Genomic DNA, 19,011 nt, shown 5'->3' with positions numbered 1-19,011 from the left:
TGGGATGTAACATGATGCGCCAGGCAGTTCCATTGCTTCACAACGATGCTCCTATCGTAGGAACAGGTTTGGAAAAGCAAGTTTGCGAAGATTCGCGTACGATGATTACTGCCGAAGGCGATGGCGTTATCGACTATGTTGATGCCACCACCATCCGTATTCTTTACGATCGCACTGAAGACGAAGAGTATGTAAGCTTCGAACCAGCGCTAAAAGAATATCGTGTGCCCAAGTTCCGTCGCACAAACCAAAACATGACCATCGACCTTCGTCCCATCTGCGTGAAGGGACAACGTGTTAAGGCTGGCGATATTCTTACAGAAGGTTATGCAACTGAGAATGGAGAATTGGCTCTTGGTCGTAACCTCCTTGTGGCTTACATGCCTTGGAAGGGTTACAATTACGAAGATGCTATCGTGCTTTCAGAACGTTTGGTACGCGATGACGTGCTAACTTCTGTTCACGTTGACGAATATTCACTCGATGTTCGCGAAACCAAACGCGGTGTGGAAGAGTTCACAAGCGACATCCCCAACGTTAGTGAAGAGGCAACAAAAGACCTCGACGACAATGGTGTTGTACGTGTTGGAGCGCGTATCGAACCCGGTGATATCCTCATTGGAAAGATTTCTCCTAAGGGAGAGAGCGACCCTTCGCCCGAAGAAAAACTGCTTCGTGCCATCTTTGGTGATAAGGCTGGCGACGTTAAAGACTCGTCGCTCAAGGCTAACCCCTCGCTCAGCGGTGTGGTTATCGACAAAAAACTCTTCTCGCGAGCCATCAAAACACGCGAATCGAAGAAGCAAGACAAGGTTATCCTTGCTAAGATTGACGAAGAATACGAAGCAAAGAACGAAGACCTCAAAGACATTCTTGTAGATAAATTGCTTGAACTCACCGAAGATAAGGTGTCGCAAGGCGTTAAAGACTACACGGGTGCTGAAATAATCAATAAGGGAAGCAAGTTCACAGCGGCCACGTTGAAGAACTTGGAGTATGATGGTATTCAGTCTAACGACTGGACCGACGATGCTCATGTGAACGAGTTGATACAGAAACTCATCATGAACTACATCCGCAAGTACAAACTGTTGGATGCAGAACTCAAGCGCCGCAAGTTCGCTATCACCATCGGTGACGAACTGCCCTCTGGCATTTTGCAGATGGCTAAGGTGTATGTAGCTAAGAAACGTAAGATTGGTGTGGGCGATAAGCTAGCCGGTCGACATGGTAATAAGGGTATTGTTTCGAAGGTGGTGCGCATGGAAGACATGCCATTCCTCGAAGACGGACGCCCCGTTGACCTCGTTCTTAACCCACTAGGTGTGCCTTCGCGTATGAACTTGGGACAGATTTTCGAGGCTATCCTCGGAGCTGCTGGTACTAACTTGGGCGTGAAGTTTGCTACACCCATCTTCGACGGTGCTAAACTAGAAGACCTTTCTGAATGGACAGACAAGGCTGGACTGCCTCACCTCTGCTCTACTTACCTCTTCGATGGTGAAACAGGTGAGAAGTTTGACCAGCCCGCAACCGTTGGTGTGACCTACTTCCTCAAGCTTGGACACATGGTTGAAGACAAGATGCACGCACGTTCCATCGGTCCGTACTCGCTCATTACGCAACAACCGCTTGGTGGTAAAGCCCAATTCGGTGGACAGCGTTTCGGAGAAATGGAGGTTTGGGCTATCGAAGCATTCGGTGCTAGCCACATCCTTCAAGAAATCCTCACCATCAAGTCCGACGACGTTGTGGGCCGTTCTAAGGCTTACGAGGCAATCGTCAAAGGCGAGCCGATGCCTACCCCAGGCATTCCCGAGTCGCTCAATGTGCTCCTGCACGAGCTTCGCGGTCTGGGATTGAGCATCAAGATGGATTAATTCACACCCTTAATTGAAAAGTAAAATGGCTTTTAAGAAAGATACAAAGGTAAAGAACAATTTCACGAAGATTACCATTGGATTGGCTTCGCCCGAAGAAATCCTGGAAAATTCGTTTGGTGAGGTTACCAAACCTGAAACCATTAACTACCGTACATACAAGCCCGAACGAGATGGCCTTTTCTGCGAACGCATCTTTGGTCCTACTAAAGACTACGAATGTGCTTGCGGGAAATACAAACGCATCCGTTATAAGGGAATTGTGTGCGACCGATGCGGCGTTGAAGTTACCGAAAAAAAGGTGCGTCGCGAACGCTCGGGACATATCGAACTGGTGGTGCCTGTGGCTCATATCTGGTACTTCCGCTCGCTTCCCAATAAGATTGGATACCTCTTGGGCTTGCCCACAAAGAAACTCGACACCGTGGTTTACTACGAGAAATATATCGTTATCAAACCTGGTGTGCTAGAAGGACGCAAAGATAGTGATGGCGAAGACCTCAATGGCTCGCATCAAATGGACTTGCTCTCTGAAGACGAGTACCTCAATATCCTTGAAACGCAAGTAGACCCTAATAATGAATTTCTTGACGATGACGACCCCAATAAGTTCATCGCCAAAATGGGTGCCGAGGCTGTTTACGACCTCTTGGCGCGTCTAGACCTCGATGCCCTGTCGTACGAACTGCGCGACCGTGCTAACAACGACTCTAGCCAACAACGCAAAACCGAGGCTCTCAAACGCCTACAGGTGGTGGAAGCTTTCCGCTCTAGCGCCGAAATCAACCGCCCCGAGTGGATGATTCTCAAGATTATCCCCGTTATCCCACCCGAATTGCGCCCGCTCGTGCCACTCGATGGTGGACGTTTCGCCACATCCGATCTCAACGACCTCTATCGTCGCGTTATCATTCGCAACAACCGTTTGAAACGTTTGGTTGAGATTAAAGCTCCCGAGGTTATCCTCCGCAATGAGAAACGTATGCTGCAAGAGGCTGTCGACAGCTTGTTCGACAACTCGCGTAAGAGCTCGGCTGTGAAAAGCGAGAGCAACAGACCGCTAAAGTCGCTCTCCGATTCGCTCAAAGGTAAGGCCGGACGCTTCCGTCAAAACCTCTTGGGTAAGCGTGTTGACTATTCCGCTCGTTCGGTTATCGTCGTTGGTCCTGAACTAAAAATGGGCGAGTGTGGTCTACCCAAACTCATGGCTGCCGAACTTTACAAACCGTTTATCATCCGTAAACTCATCGAGCGCGGTATTGTTAAGACGGTTAAGAGCGCCAAAAAGATTGTAGACCGTCGCGAACCCGTTATCTGGGACATCCTTGAAAACGTGATGAAGGGCCACCCCGTGCTCCTCAACCGTGCTCCTACGCTTCACCGTTTGGGTATTCAGGCCTTCCAACCCAAGCTCATTGAGGGTAAAGCAATCCAGCTTCACCCCTTGGCTTGTACTGCGTTCAACGCCGACTTCGACGGCGACCAGATGGCTGTTCACCTCCCTTTGAGCAACGAGGCCATTCTCGAAGCTCAGGTACTCATGCTTCAAAGCCACAATATTCTTAACCCTGCTAATGGTGCGCCTATCACTGTGCCTTCACAAGACATGGTGCTCGGACTCTATTATATCACCAAAATCCGTCCCGGAGCTAAGGGTTCAGGTCTCACTTTCTACGGTCCCGAAGAGGCAATCATCGCCAACAACGAAGGCCGATGCGACCTCCACGCCCCCATTAAGGTGGTGGTAAACGACCTGGTTGATGGCAAACTGCAACCTCGTATGGTAGAAACCTCTGTAGGACGTGTCATCGTTAATGGCATTATCCCCGAAGAGGTAGGCTATTTCAATGATATCATCTCGAAGAAAACATTGCGTGGCATCATCGCCGATGTAATTAAGTGTGTGGGTATGGCCCGCGCTTGCGAGTTCCTCGATGGTATCAAGAACTTGGGTTATCGTATGGCATACGTTGCCGGACTCTCGTTTAACCTCGACGACATCATCATCCCTGGTGAAAAAGAAGAGATTGTTGAGCGCGGTCACGAAGAGGTACGCCAGATTACCGAAAACTATAACATGGGTTTCATCACCGATACCGAACGCTACAACCAGGTTATCGACACCTGGACACACGTAAACAATGACCTCGGTAACGTGCTCATGAAGCAAATGACCGAGGCCGACCAAGGTTTCAACGCTGTGTTCATGATGCTCGACTCGGGTGCGCGTGGTTCTAAAGACCAGATTAAACAGCTCTCGGGTATGCGTGGTCTGATGGCTAAACCTCAAAAAGCCGGTGCCGAAGGACAACAGATTATCGAAAACCCCATCCTTTCTAACTTTAAAGAAGGTATGTCGGTGCTCGAATACTTTATCTCTTCGCACGGTGCACGTAAGGGTCTTGCCGACACGGCTATGAAAACTGCCGATGCTGGATACCTCACACGCCGTCTGGTAGACGTGTCGCACGACGTTATTATCAACGAAGAAGACTGCGGAACGCTGCGCGGACTGGTGTGCACTGCACTTAAGAATGGTGATGAAATTATCTCTACACTCTACGAACGTATCCTCGGACGCGTTTCTGTACACGATATTATTCACCCCACCACAGGCGAACTCATCATTTCTGCTGGTGAAGAAATCACCGAACCCATTGCTCGCATCATCGACGAGTCGCCTATCGAAAGCGTTGAAATACGCTCGGTGCTCACCTGCGAAAGCAAACACGGCGTCTGCATGAAGTGTTATGGCCGCAACCTGGCCACAAGTCGTATGGTTCAAATGGGCGAAGCTGTCGGTGTTATTGCCGCACAGGCTATCGGTGAGCCTGGTACGCAGCTTACTCTTCGTACCTTCCACGCGGGTGGTGTGGCTGGTAACGCAGCCGCCAATGCCTCTATCGTGGCTAAAAACGATTCGCGAATCGAATTTGACGAGTTGCGCACTGTGCCCTTCGTCGAAGATGCCGAAGATGGTGAACGCAACTGCGAGATGGTTGTTAGCCGCTTGGCCGAAATCCGTTTCGTCGACCCCAACACCTCTATCGTACTCTCTACACTCAACGTACCCTATGGTGCGTCGCTCTATAACAAACATGGCGATGTGGTGAAAAAAGGCTCTCTCATCGCTAAGTGGGACCCCTTCAATGCCGTTATCGTTTCTGAATACGCTGGTACACTCAAGTTCCACGACGTTGTAGAAGGTGTTACCTTCCGTGCAGAGACCGACGAGACCACTGGCCTTACCGAAAAGATTATCACCGACGCCAAAGACCGCTCTAAGGTCCCCACTTGCGACATCGTTGGAGCTGATGGTGAGGTGCTAGGAACCTACAACTTCCCCGTGGGTGGCCACGTGGTTGTTGAAGATGGAGCCAAGGTTAAGACGGGTGCTACACTCGTTAAAATTCCTCGTGCCGTGGGTGGAGCTGGTGACATCACCGGTGGTTTGCCTCGTGTTACCGAATTGTTCGAAGCTCGTAACCCCTCTAACCCTGCTGTCGTGTCCGAAATCGATGGCGAAGTAACCATGGGTAAGGTTAAACGTGGTAATCGCGAAATCATTGTTACTTCTAAAACTGGCGACCAAAAGAAATATCTGGTCAGCCTCTCGAAGCAAATCTTGGTACAGGAACACGATGCTGTTCGAGCTGGAACGCCACTGTCCGACGGTGTTACCACACCCAACGACATCCTTGCCATCAAGGGGCCTACCGCTGTTCAAGAATACATCGTTAACGAGGTGCAAGACGTTTACCGCCTCCAGGGTGTGAAAATCAATGATAAACACTTCGAAATTATCGTGCGCCAGATGATGCGCAAGGTGCAAATCAACGACCCAGGAGACACCACTTTCCTAGAGCAGGAATTGGTAGACAAACTCGACTTCTCTGAGGAGAACGACCGCATCTGGGGTAAGAAGGTGGTTACCGACGCTGGAGACAGCGAAACCATGCGCCCAGGACAAATCGTTACGGCTCGCCGTCTGCGTGATGAAAACTCATCGCTCAAGCGCCGCGACCTTCGTCCTGTGCAAGTTCGCGATGCAGTGCCCGCCACTTCAACACAGATTTTGCAAGGTATCACCCGTGCCGCTCTTCAAACTAAGAGCTTCATGAGTGCTGCTTCGTTCCAAGAAACCACCAAGGTGCTAAACGAAGCTGCCATCCGTGGAAAGGTAGACCGCCTCGAAGGTATGAAAGAAAACGTTATCTGTGGACACCTCGTACCTGCCGGTACTGGTCTCCGTCAGTGGGAACGCATCATCGTTGGCTCTAAAGAAGAGTACGACCGCATGCAAGCCAACCGCAAAAACGTTATCGACTATTCTGAGAAAGAAGCTGCCACGCAAGAATAATTTGCGCTTGCTACTCGCACTTTCATCGCTTTCCTAGGCGTTAACAACAATAAAAGGCCATCGGCATTCATGCTGGTGGCCTTTTTTTATTACTCTAATCGGTTGTTTGAGGTTGCGCTAATTTCGTTTGATTATTTGGTTAGCTGCTTGTTCACCCTATTCTTAAAGGCGTTGCTAACAACGTAAGGCGAACAAGAAAGGTAAGATGCCGATAAGTAACCTGTGCCAAAGGTATTGGCAATACATGGCATAAACTCCTTTGATATGCTTACGCCCAGTAAGTTCGTCACCTTCAACTCCCGGTTACGCACATTCACTTCTCTGATAAAGTCGCCTAAACGTTTATACACCGCTTTACTCATAGTTGTTTTTGTTTATCAGGTTAACCACAACTTTCACCATAACGTCCTTTTCTTCTGTTCGGCTCTCGGCAATCATCAGCGTGAGCGCAACAAGGGTGCTGTCTGCTATACGCTTACTGCCGTCAGGGTGATAGAGTATATGGTTGCCGTTGAGAAACCAAAGAAACAACGTAGCGGCAATGCGCTTGTTGCCATCGCTAAACGAGTGGTTCTTGGTAACAAGATAGAGTAGCATGGCTGCTTTCTCCTCCACACTGGGGTAGAGTTCTTCTCCGCCAAAGGTCTGGTATATCTGCCCGATAGAACTTTTAAAGGAATTGTCCTTCTCATGGCCAAAGAGAACAGAGCCGCCAAATTTCTCGCGCAACCCTTTGATAGCTTCCATCGCATTATCGTAGGTGGCATGGAACGGCTCTTCTTTTGTGGTCTTATTGATAGTAAGCCGTTCATAGTCGTAGTTGTCGAGGGTGTCCAGGGCGTAAGTATAATCTGTCACTACCTTAAACAGGGCATCGGTTTCGTCGTTAGACAGCAGTGGCTGGTTCTGAATGGTGCGCCCAAGCATACCCACCAGTTGGCGCAACTCGCCAATCTGCTCCTTGCGCATACGCTCGTTCACGGCATAGCCCTTCATGAGGTATTGCTTTAACACCTTGTTGGCCCACTGACGGAAACGAGTGGCGTTTTTGCTGTTAACCCGATATCCAACAGAAATAATGACATCGAGATTGTAATACTTTGTGCGATAAGTTTGCTTTCCTGTATTGCCCACGTGTTCCAAAATGGAACATGTGCTCGTTTCGTCAAGCTCTTCGGATGCATAGATATTCTTCAAGTGCTTGGTTATTGCTGGGCGTTTTGTATTAAACAACTCCGCAATTTGTTGCTGTGTAAGCCACACCGTCTCGTTCTCCAGACGTACATCCACCTGCGTCTGCCCATCCTCAGACTGGTATATCACAATTTGATTATTCGAGTGCATAGCCTAATGAATTAAATAGTTCTTTCAGTTGCAATTTGTTCTCTTCCTCCTGTTGCAGCAGTTTGCGCATTGCTTTTGCAATTTTCGATTATTATGGTCTTTATCTGTTTTTTGCCATTGTTTTCTTTGTTTATTTACCACCCATAGCATGGATGTTTGCCGATATGCAAAAATAATCATAATTTGTTAAATAGCGTCAGACTTAATGGTTAGAACTTTAATTTTACCAAACAATTCCTCAAGCTTTTTTTTCAATTTGTCTATAACTCGTCTATGTTTATCTGTCTGCCCAGATTAGAATGCATAAAAGATTGATAATGGAGTTGTTCAGGACGCCAATATCCCCAATATTCAACGCAAAGCAGTGGCGGAAGCATGCCATCAGTTACGTTTGTGTATGCCTGCACCAGTAAGATGTTGCCTATCGCCTCTGCTTGGTCTGCTTCGCCCAACAATAAATCGTGCGTTGTTTTCTTTGATTTGTAAAATATTCGGTGTAGAATAAGGCCCCAAAACAGACCTTTTTATTCACCAGCAGCTCTGTTGCTTGCAAATTCTCCATTCTCGCGGAGGTTTTGTTGATGCCAAAAGGCTTGGTGTGTATCGGTGCACAAATGAATATCACGATGCATAATATTGCAAAATACGCAAGAGGTGCGACTGCTTTTAGCGTTTCTTCATGTATTTAGGTGCTAAATGCACTGCGTTTTGGTGCTAAACGCAGTGCTATATGGTGCTAAACGCAGTGCAATTTGCTGCTAAATGCAAGGTTAAATGCACCAAAATGCAGGGCTAATAGCAGCAAAATGTGTTGCCAACTGCATAATGATGCAAGCTGTATGCAGCCGTTAATGCTCTTCACAGACTAAAAAATGCTGGTATTTGGTGCGAAATAAGCAAGAAATAATGAAGTTTTAGCTACTAAAACCATGTTTTGGGGAGATGACAAATGGCGAGGAAATGTGCTTCTAGAAAGGCCAAATGGTGCATAATGCTGGTGCAATACTAAAAAACGGGGTGAAATTTAATCGCACCAAGCTGAAAATAATACCAAATTGCATGCTTTTTACTTTTTTTTTCGCTAGAATGAGGGGCGAAATAACGGCGATTTGTAAACTAATTTTACTTTCTTTTTTCTGCGCTACAAAATAGCTGGCGCTAGAAAGAAGAATGGCTAACGTTTATTTTGTGGCAAACCCCGCTTTCACTTTCCTTATTAATTTGCTTGCAGTTTTTTTAAGAAAGGTCTTTTCATGTTTAGCTCCAATCAGCCTTTAGCGGCTCTATAGATTTTGTGTATTGTTGCCCACATTGCTCGTGTTATTGTTAAAGGCCTAGTGCACAACAGTAAAAAGAAAAAAGACAGACAAGATGTTTACAAGCAAACGCAAGAAGCACACAAAGCAATGAAAACAATAAAAGGTGCTTTAAGCGAAACATCTGTTCCGTCTTAAAGCACCTTTTGCCTAGTTTGGCGCGATTAAGCCTCGCCTTTACCGCCTACGTTAAAGGGAGCAATAGTGCGCGAACCCTCGTTGGGTAGTTGTATTTTGCCAAACTCTTGTTCGTATTTGTAAATATTTTCTTGCAGCGCCATCAGCAAACGTTTGGCGTGTTCGGGAGCCATAATAATTCGGCTAGCCACTTCGGGTTTAGGCATGCCAGGCAAAATGCGGGCAAAGTCTAGCACAAAGTCGCTTGGTGAGTGCGAAATGAGCACAAAATTAGAATACACGCCAGATGCGATTTCGGGTTTCAAGTCCATTTCAAAGGGTACGGGTTGTTTTTGTTCCATTTGTTTATAGGTTTTTTATTGGCCCTCTTCCCACGGCTTTAGGGGCGGGGTGGGGGTGTGGGCCATGGGTTGGTATCATCTGTTTGAGCTGTTTGCGGGGGCAAACTCTCCCAATCAACCGTGCAAACTCCATGCCGAAAAATCGGTCTTAATGCTTTAGGCCTTGTGTAGTTAGCTTTTGGCAGTGGTAGTTTGGTTGGTGTCAACAGGCTCAGTGGTAATGCCCAGCTTTCTAGCTTGCTCTTGCAGCATGCTGTTTTTTTTGCGTTTGGCTTTAAACTTATCAAATCCCTCGCCATATACGCCAATTACCGAGCTTTGCGAAACAAAGGCGGCAGGGTCTATCTCGTTGATAATTGAAAATATCTTGGCCGACTCTGTTTGGCGTGCTAGTACAAAAAGCATTTTCACTTCGCGTCCCGAGTAAAAGCCTTGACCGCTGATGGTGGTGCATCCACGTTGTGCATTAACGTTGATGGCACGGCCAATCTGCTCGTATTTTTCGGAGATGATGAAGAATTGCACCGATTGGTGCATCATGTTCACCACCTTATCAACGCACACCGAGAAGATAAAGAGAAAGATGTAACCATAAATAACCTCTTCCCAGTTGCGCAAAGCCAAATAGCTGGCCGTTACAATAGAGATGTCTACCAGCAAAATGAGCTTGCCAAGAGAAATGTCGTGATACTTGTTAATCATGGCAGCAATCACGTCTGTGCCACCAGTAGAAGCATTACTAGCCAATCCCAGGCCCACGGTGCTGCCCAAGCTGGCGGCACCAAGCACGATAGCCATGAAGGGTTGGCCTTGCAATAGTGTTGAACCCTCCATCCAATGCTGGCCTAAAGCACTGAAAAGGGTGAACATCACTGCTGCATACAGCGTTTTGAGACAGAACTGCCAGCCCAACACCTTTAAGGCAATGAGCAGCAGAAGGGCATTTACGCCTAGGAACGTAACTTGCACCGGAATGTTCAATCCCCAATAAAGGATGGATGCCAGGCCGGGTATGCCACCCGTTGTGATGTGGTTAGGCAGCAGGAAGATGGCCCATCCCAAACTGCCAATGAACATGGCGATAGTAAGTAATACTAGGTCTTTTAGTAGCGAGTATTTTTTTAACGTCAACATATTGTGATTTTTTATGCGACAAAGATACACAATAATCACGAAACAAGAAACTTGCTTTAAAAAAAAAATAAGAGGCTTGCGAAAGATTTTATTATGTATGCCTAGAGTGTCACGTTTTTATTGGTTGTTTTTAAGAATAATTGCGTGTGTGGCAATGATATAGGTGCTTTCGCCAGTTTGGGGTCAGTACTGGCGTAGTTAGTAAGTTTTGTGTTGATGAGTTTTTGAGTTTATAAACCAGTGAGTTTATTTATGCTGTAATTCACTTAATTTGTAGAAGTATTAAACGTCAAAACGATTTCGTCTAATAAAGTCAGAATAAAGATGTTTTTAAGGAAAAAATGACTAATTTGCTTATTTTATGCCTATAAAACATTAAAAATATAACTTAAAAAGACTTGTTTCAGAGTTTTTTAATACCTTTGTATGCGAGTTATTTAGGATTAGAAGAACGACGGTTTTATTTAAATTCAAAGGAAGTGATTGCCGCAAGCAAATCCGTTTAGAGAAACCCAAAACTCTCTTCAGAGTCTTTATCTAAGAGGGCGCATCATTAACACATTTTGATAACGGTTACGCATTCAATATTTTAATGTATAATAGATTTTATTCAGGTTTTATGAAACAGCGATACGTATTACTGATAGTGCTCTTTACTATCTGCACACTCGGTGCATTCGCACAACAAACAGTTACAGGTTATGTTTTCACGGCCGACAACCGTGAACCCATTTTGGGGGCAACGGTGATGGCCACCGGCACAAAAATTGGTGCTGCAACCGACATTAACGGCAAGTTTACATTAACAAACGTGCCCAATACTGCCCGAAGCGTGGTGGTATCATATGTGGGAATGAAATCGCAAACAGTGACCATCAAACCCAATATGAACATCTATCTCGAACCCGACGCACGTTCGCTAGACGAGGTTGTGGTGCAGGTGGCCTATGGTTCGGCCAAAAAATCTACGCTTACAGGTGCCGTTTCGCAGGTTGGCACCGAGCATATCGATTTGCGTCCTGTTTCCAGTGTAACCTCTGCGTTAGAAGGAACAACATCGGGCGTGCAAATAAACAGCACTTACGGTCAACCGGGAAGTAATCCCGCCGTGCGCATTCGTGGTTTCGGAAGCGTGAACGGCAGTTCCGCCCCGCTGTATGTGCTGGATGGCGTACCCTTTTCAGGCGACATATTTGAACTGAACCCTGCCGACATCGAGAGTATGACGGTGTTGAAGGATGCCGCATCGAGCGCACTTTACGGTAACCGTGCGTCTAACGGTGTGATACTTATCACCACCAAAAAGGGCAAAAGCAACAAATTGTCTGTTAACCTCCGCGTTAGTCAGGGCACATATACGCGTGGCATTCCCGAATACAAGCTGCTTAGCCCACAGGAATTTATGGAAGTGAGTTGGCAAAACCTGCGTAATTCGCGTATGACCGATAAAAAGGTGACGGCTGCCAAGGCAGGCGAGTATGCCACGAAGAATCTCATTGCCGATGCGTTGTACCTCAACATCTTTAATAAGGCCAACGATGCCCTATTCGACGCTAACGGAAAACTGGTGGCCGATGCGCAAATCCTGCCAGGATATGCAGATGACCTCGACTGGTACGATGCTACCATACGTCGAGGCGCACGACAAGAGTATAGTCTCAGTGCCAACGCCGCTGGCGATAAGAGTGATTACTACTTCTCAGTGGGCTATCTTAAAGAGAACGGCTACGTTGTGGGCTCCGACTTCAAGCGACTCACGGGTCGTGCCAATATGAACTTGCGCCCAAAAAAATGGTTTACAACAGGGTTTAGCCTCAATGGCTCGTACCAAAAGAGCAACTTGGCCGACAATGGGTCGGGAAGTTTCAAAAACCCCTTCATGTATAGCCGCACCATTGCGCCCATCTATCCCGTGCATTTGCACAATGCCGACGGCTCGTATCGAACGGATGCACTGGGCAACTTGCAGTACGACCCAGGTAGCTACACCAACGACAACGGCGATGTGGTGCTTACCCGAAACCAATTTGGCGACCGCCATGTGGCTTGGGAGAACGAATTAGACAAAGACAGAACCGTGCGCAACACCCTTGAGGGTACGTTCTACACCGAGTTTAAGTTCTTAAAGGACTTTACCTTTACCCTGAAAGGGCAAACCAGCATGCGTAACAACGTAAATGATACTTTCGACAACCCCACCATCGGTAATGGTAAGGGTAATAACGGACGCGCTTCTCAAAGCCTTAACCGATACAGGGAATACAACTTCCAGCAACAGCTAAACTGGAACCGCGAGTTCGACAAGCATACCATTAGCGCCTTGCTGGGTCACGAAAACTATTATTGGTATCATAAATACGCTCACGGACGCAAGTCTAACATCAAAGTCCCTGGGCAAGACAACTTCTCTAACTTCAGTGCCATCATTTCGCTTAGCGGTTACGAAGAAGACTATGCCACGGAAAGCTATTTGGGGCGCGTGCGCTATAACTACGACGACAAGTACACGGCAGAAGTTTCTTTTCGCCGCGATGGTTCTTCGCGTTTTGCAAAAGCAGTGCGTTGGGGTAACTTCGGCAGCGTGGGTGCTAGCTGGATGGTGTCGCGCGAAGACTTCATGAAGCCCGTGAAATGGGTGAATAGCCTGAAACTTCGTGCCGACTATGGGCTTGTTGGTAACGATGCTGGGTCGGGTTTGTACTCCTATCTAACAGTCTATGGGGCTGCCCAGAACAATAACAAAGGCGCATTCTACCTCACCCAACTAGGCAACGATGAACTGAAATGGGAAACGGGTGCCTCGTTTGGCTTTGGTGTAGACGCGCGACTGTTCGACAGATGGAATCTCAGTGTTGAATATTTCAACCGTCGTAACCGCGACTTACTCTTCAATGTCTACATGCCACAGTCGGCAGGAGCCACCGATTCAGACGCATCCTTGCCTTCGATAACGCGAAATCTAGGAACAATTGAGAACCAAGGTTTCGAGATAAACACCGATGTAGACATCTATAAGAACAAGAATTGGACGGTAAATTTCGCTACCAATGCCTCATTCGTCAAAAATAAGGTTATCTCTTTGCCCGAACAAAACAAGGACGGCATTCTCTCTGGTGCTTACAAAATTGTGGAGGGCCGCAGCCGTTACGAGTTCTTTACCTATACCTTTGTGGGTGTAGACCAGCTTACGGGTAACTCGCTCTATAAGGTTAACACCGAGAACAACCACTATACCCGCTCAGACGGAACCGTGGTTGGCAACACAAGTGGCACAGACATCACCGCTAACGTTACCGAGATAAACGGCGAATACTTCGTAAAAGGCACTACATATGCGCAACGCGAGTTTCATGGCTCGGCCATTCCCAAAATGTATGGTAGCTTTACCACCACGGTGAGGTGGAAGTCGCTGGCATTCTCTGCCCTTTGCACCTACGCATTGGGCGGTAAGGTGTACGACAGCACGTACTCGTCGCTGATGTCTACCAGCACCGGTCCGTCCAATTACAGTGCCGACATTCTCAACTCGTGGCGCGAAGCCCCCGCGGGAATGACCGCTACCTCGGCCGATCGTATTTGGTATGGTGGCATACCGCAGATAAACAGCAGTACCAACAAAGATAACAATGCCGTTTCTTCGCGCTGGATAACCAATGGAAACTACTTCGTTGTGAAGAACGTCAACCTAAGTTACCAGCTACCTCAGAAGTGGGTGCGCGCCATCGACCTCGACAATGTGCGTCTAAGCTTCTCTGCCGAGAACCTACTTTCACTTTCTTCGCGTCGTGGGCTAAATCCACAACAGGCTTTTAGCGGTATGCTCGACAACTATGCCGTAACGCCACGCGTGTTCATCGTGGGTCTCGAAGTTAAGTTCTAGTTCATTTCCTCCATATAAAAAACAATTCGTATGAAAGCTACATTATTATATATTTACGCCCTTTTAGCAGCACTTACATTGGGTGCTTGCAGCGACAATTACCTCGATACCGAGAGTAATGATGCTGAAAAACGACTGATTCTCTCTAACACAAGCAACATCGCTATGGCTGTTAACGGACTTAGTAAAATGATGAGTACCCAGTATCTGTCTAGTCAGGGAATGAACGGCGAGGGCGCAATACTTACCCTATACGGCAACTATCATGGAAACGATTTCCAAAAATGCGACCTTACAGGATGGGTACAGATGACCAACCTCGACTTCGTTGAAAACTCCACCAGCATATACGACTATTATCCTTGGTATTATTACTACAAGATTTTGGGCAATGCCAATGCCATTATCAACAATGTTGATGCGGCGACAGGTCCCGACAACGAGAAACGTTTCCTCAAAGCGCAGGCGTTAACATTCCGCGCCTACTGTTTCTTCCGTCTGTCGCAAGTGTATTCTAAACGTTGGTCCGACAGCAACAATGGGGCTAGTAGGGGCGTGGTGCTGCGTTTAGACGAGAGTACGGGCAACATGGCGGTTTCTACATTGGCCGAAACCTATGCGCGCATATATCAAGACCTCGACGATGCCTTGGCACTTTATGCCGAATCTAAGCTTAATAGGGACGAAGACGAGAACTATGCCGTAAATGCAGACGTGGCTCATGCTATCTATGCAAGGGCTGCCCTAACGCGTGAAGACTGGGCCGTGGCGGCCAGCCATGCTGCATCTGCACGTGCTAACTACACTTTGATGAACAATGGGCAATACGTTAACGGTGGTTTTAACGCGCCCAATAAAGAATGGATTTGGAGTGTTTACAGCAATGCGCAAGAAACGTTGTATTTTTACCAGTTCTTCGCCAATCAGGGAAGTAATTCTAATGCCGCACTCGCGCGTAACTATCCTTGTGCCATCAGCAAGGAACTGTACGACTCTATCCCCACCACCGATGTGCGTCGCGCTATGTTCCTCAATCCCGACACAATGACCTTTAACACGTCAAGTGGGCTTGCTGGTAAATGGATGACGGCCTATGCAAAGCGCGTTTATAAAAAGAAATTATACAGCACGAGTCGCATCTATGCCTATATGCAATTTAAGATGCAGGCCGTAAGTAGTCCTGGCGTGGGAGAAATTCCCCTGTTCCGCGCTGCCGAAATGTATCTTACCGAGGCCGAGGCCAATTGCCATCTTGGTAAAGATGCCGAGGCGCAGGCCTTGCTTGTGGCTCTGAACAAAACTTCGGAACGCGACGCGGCATATACTTGCACCAAGACAGGCGACGAACTGCTGGCTGAAGTGCGCCTCTATCGTCGCATCGAACTATGGGGCGAGGGCTTCGACTGGTTCGACTATAAGCGTTGGGACTTGCCCATCGTAAGGCGTTCGTTTGCCGATGGTGGCAGTTTCCACTCTGCTTTCGCCGTTACCATTAAACCCAACGAGAAAAATAATTGGACGTGGGTTATTCCTAGTCGTGAAACAGATTACAATAAGCTTATTACTTCTAATAAAGAATGATAAAGTTGCCTCACCCCTCCCCTCCGAAAGAAGGGAGAGGGTGAGGCTATTTAAATAGAAAGAGTCAAGACGATTTCTTAATGTTTTCCAATATATTTTCTTTCGACTATCTATTACGTCAGTTCAGGATAAGTTATGATATGGTCTTACTTTTTTGATTGACCCTTTCTTTTGGTTTAATGCACTACGCCTTCAAGAAAATATTAGTTGATGTGTGTTCAACAATACATAAAGTCTAAACAGCTCTAGCGATACAGGTTTGGGTTTAGGCTTACTTTTCCTAGGTAGAACACCTTGTTGACAAGTCATATACGGCCACTTGAAAACCTTAAAGGAGGTGAACGAAAGATATGAGATTAAAAGGATACATTCTAAATAATAAAAATAAGGTTATTAACAAAAAAAATATCAAAAAAAAGAAACGTAAAATAATGTCACTTTAGAAAATTTCTCTTATCTTTGCATGCGAGAAGTTCACCACGTTGATAAAACGATACGCTTTTCATATAGCCCTAATCAGGAGGTAAGGCGCATCGGTATAGTACTCCAAGCGTCTATGCATTTGGCGCGAAACAACCTCTTGCAGCTTTGATGCTGCCATGTTGAGCATATTGTTAGTGTCTGCAACCTGATAGAAATAAAAATAAAACTTATTAATAACTTAATTTTTACATTATGGACATTATTGGAAATTACAAAGAAGTCTTAACCAAGAAGTACGCACAATTTAACGGTCGTGCCGGTCGTGCAGAGTTCTGGCAATTTGTTCTTGTTAACATCGCCATTACTTTTGTTTTGTACATCCTTATGTTTATCGTTGCACTCACAGGCGTTAAAGCTTTGTCTATGGTTTTCTCGCTGTTGATGGGAGTCTTCGGCTTGGCAACGATTGTTCCTAGTATTGCTGTAGGCGTTCGTCGTATGCACGACCTTGGCAAGGATGGGGTTTGGATTTGCGTTAACTTTATTCCTTTCATTGGTGGTATCTGGTATATCGTGCTGTGTGCTACCGAAGGCGAACGTACCGCAAACCGTTTTGGCGAGCCTCAAATTTAAAACTGCAAACAATAATTGGCGTTGTAAATGCTATATAAACCAATTAGCAGCGCAGCGCTAGAAGCATACTTAATAATGCAACCTCTTGCTATGTTTTTCATTGCGTCAATGCAGTGTACAACAAGCAAGAGGTTGCTTTTTTTATTTAAGCTTGGTGTCTAGGGGGTGTAAGGCTATGAACGGATGGATTTCAAGACGCCATATAGAGGTAAAAATAGACTTTTTGGTTCATAATTGTATAGCTAACTCAATTTTGTATTTCGTAAAATAAACAATATTTTTCGGGCATCAGGTTAGATAGTACACTTTGATATTTGGAACTTTTTAGTATCTTTGCAAAATAAGAAAACATCTGAAAATAAACGAGTTAATAATCTTACTTGGTTTGATACACATTTAGGTATATAACTATCAACTATGGCAAAATTAGAAAATAAAGCAAAGGAAAACCTGGAATTGGAGCAAAATACGCTTTCTGATGGTCGGATAAGTCTTTATCTGGAGTATTATCTCGGTAGAGAAGAAACGCCTGTGTTGGATAAAAATGGTATCCTGTTTTGTATGAAATAGGTAAAATGATGGGTAAGCCCAAGGTACACATTAAGCACAACAGGCGAAAGGATAATCTGCAGTTGTATTTAATAGCTAAGCCCCGTACCCCTATAGAACGACAACAAAACAAAGAAGCGCTTGAACTGGCCACCAAAATTCGTGCAGAACGTGAGCAAGAATTTAAGGAGAGCATGCTTGGCTATCGTTTGAAAAAGGATCGAAGTATTAATTTCCTTGATTACTTTCAAGCATATATTGACAGTTATACAAAGAAAGACATTCGTATGCTTGAAATCGCCCTGTCACGCTTTAAGGACTTTCTGAAAGATCACTATCCGCTCTATGAGTTTAGTATTAAGCCCGATTTGATAACTAAGGAAATGATGGAACGCTTTGTGGAATATTTGCAATCACGAAGTGTAGGTGAAGGAGCAAAGAGCATCTATCAGCGTTTCAAGAAAGTTGTACGCTATGCCATTGACCATGAAGTGATGCTGAAAGACCCATGTAAAGGAGTAGTGTGCAAAGTCGACGAACAGATTTTACGCAAAGATGTGTTGTCGATGGACGAAATCCAATCACTGATTCAATGCCATTATGATAATGAAAATCCCAATGTCAGGCGAGCTTTTATCCTTTGTCTGTATTGTGGCCTGCGCTTCTGTGATGTAAAAGACCTAACTTATAAAAACATCGACTATACCAATCGCCTCCTGAAGTTTGAGCAGAATAAGACCAAAGGGCATTCTGCCAATAGTGGTGTAGTTATTCCTCTCAATGACGGATTACTTTCTTTAATTGGTGAAGCTCCAGAGGATCTAAGTTCCTCTATCTTCAACCTCCCCTCGTATGAAAGTTGCAGTAAATCTGTGAAACGGTGGGTAAAACGTGCAGGCATCAACAAACACATCAGCTGGCATTGTGCTCGCCCAGCTTTGCGGTAAATATCCTCAATAATGGTACCAACATCAAGACTGTTGTCAGTCTTTTAGGGCATAGTGGATTGAAGCACACTGAGAAATATACTCGAGCGGTGGATAAGTTGAAATCGGAGGCTATCAATAGTTTGCCAGAATTGAAGTTGTAACAAGAAAAATGAATTAAAAAACATTTTCTTGACTATAAACAACCATCTTTTTACTCAGAGTACATACTTTCTGAAAAATAAAGAGTAATTTTATGGCGTAATCAAGTTACATAAGCATGGAACGCAAGAAAATAAACCGTCTAAAGGTGGTTCTCGCCGAAAAAGGAATGACCAATAAACAGCTGGCAGAGATTTTGGATAAAGCCCCTGCCGTTATATCAAAGTGGGTAACTAATGTTGCCCAGCCCAATGTTGAAATGTTCATCCAGTTGGCAAAGATATTGGGGGTGAGAGTTGATGATTTGTTGTGGACAGAGGATATTTAATCCTCATATATAAACG

General features: G+C 45.9%; 10 protein-coding genes and 1 pseudogene. 7 read left to right on the top strand and 4 right to left on the bottom strand.

Translation table 11 applies throughout. From position 1 onward, the window contains the following. On the top strand, nucleotides 1-1,880 hold a 1,880-nt coding region (gene rpoB, locus QME03_RS00905; RefSeq protein ID WP_281723161.1), incomplete at its 5' end, for a DNA-directed RNA polymerase subunit beta. A 25-nt stretch (nucleotides 1,881-1,905) separates the two neighbouring features. Beyond that, a complete protein-coding gene (gene rpoC / locus QME03_RS00900) occupies nucleotides 1,906-6,240 on the top strand; it encodes a DNA-directed RNA polymerase subunit beta' (RefSeq protein WP_110370126.1) in 4,335 nt (1,444 codons plus the stop codon). Nucleotides 6,241-6,371: 131 nt separating this feature from the next. On the opposite strand, the gene QME03_RS00895 is transcribed toward rpoC, so the two are convergent. The 4 genes from QME03_RS00895 to QME03_RS00880 all read right to left on the bottom strand — a co-directional run bounded on the left by QME03_RS00895 (nucleotide 6,372) and on the right by QME03_RS00880 (nucleotide 10,513). Next, complete coding sequence (locus tag QME03_RS00895) at nucleotides 6,372-6,602, bottom strand: hypothetical protein (RefSeq protein WP_281723160.1); 231 nt, start codon at nucleotides 6,600-6,602, stop codon at nucleotides 6,372-6,374. Then, entirely contained in the window at nucleotides 6,595-7,584 is a 990-nt protein-coding gene (gene rhuM / locus QME03_RS00890) for a virulence protein RhuM/Fic/DOC family protein (protein WP_281723159.1), read from the bottom strand. The genes QME03_RS00895 and rhuM overlap by 8 nt, the downstream gene beginning before the upstream one ends. Nucleotides 7,585-9,064: 1,480 nt before the next feature. Beyond that, nucleotides 9,065-9,379 (bottom strand): DUF3467 domain-containing protein, encoded by a 315-nt coding sequence (locus QME03_RS00885; protein ID WP_025815570.1) that lies wholly within the window; start codon nucleotides 9,377-9,379, stop codon nucleotides 9,065-9,067. 171 nt (nucleotides 9,380-9,550) lie between these two features. Continuing rightward, nucleotides 9,551-10,513 carry a YitT family protein gene (locus QME03_RS00880; protein ID WP_281723158.1) on the bottom strand — a complete coding sequence of 321 codons (963 nt, stop codon included), beginning with the start codon at nucleotides 10,511-10,513 and terminating at the stop codon, nucleotides 9,551-9,553. A gap of 619 nt (nucleotides 10,514-11,132) precedes the next feature. Here QME03_RS00880 and QME03_RS00875 point away from each other — a divergent pair. The 5 genes and pseudogenes from QME03_RS00875 (at nucleotide 11,133) to QME03_RS00855 (ending at nucleotide 18,995) form a co-directional block, all read left to right on the top strand. Continuing rightward, nucleotides 11,133-14,393, top strand: coding sequence for a SusC/RagA family TonB-linked outer membrane protein (locus tag QME03_RS00875; RefSeq protein WP_281723157.1), 3,261 nt, complete (start codon nucleotides 11,133-11,135; stop codon nucleotides 14,391-14,393). 30 nt (nucleotides 14,394-14,423) lie between these two features. After that, a complete protein-coding gene (locus QME03_RS00870; protein ID WP_281723156.1) occupies nucleotides 14,424-15,974 on the top strand; it encodes a RagB/SusD family nutrient uptake outer membrane protein in 1,551 nt (516 codons plus the stop codon). A gap of 675 nt (nucleotides 15,975-16,649) precedes the next feature. Further along, nucleotides 16,650-17,030: a DUF805 domain-containing protein gene (locus tag QME03_RS00865; protein WP_273147303.1), complete on the top strand. Its 381-nt coding sequence runs from the start codon at nucleotides 16,650-16,652 to the stop codon at nucleotides 17,028-17,030. A 417-nt stretch (nucleotides 17,031-17,447) separates the two neighbouring features. Next, nucleotides 17,448-18,669 (top strand): annotated as a pseudogene (locus QME03_RS00860) (tyrosine-type recombinase/integrase). Nucleotides 18,670-18,785: 116 nt separating this feature from the next. Then, on the top strand, nucleotides 18,786-18,995 hold the full coding sequence (locus QME03_RS00855; RefSeq protein WP_281723155.1) for a helix-turn-helix transcriptional regulator: 210 nt from the start codon (nucleotides 18,786-18,788) through the stop codon (nucleotides 18,993-18,995). Nucleotides 18,996-19,011 lie beyond the last annotated feature (16 nt).

It is taken from the genome of Hoylesella shahii (genome assembly GCF_937990675.1).
GTDB classification, from domain to species: Bacteria; Bacteroidota; Bacteroidia; order Bacteroidales; family Bacteroidaceae; genus Prevotella; species Prevotella shahii.
This window is presented reverse-complemented; position numbering and strand designations above follow the sequence as displayed.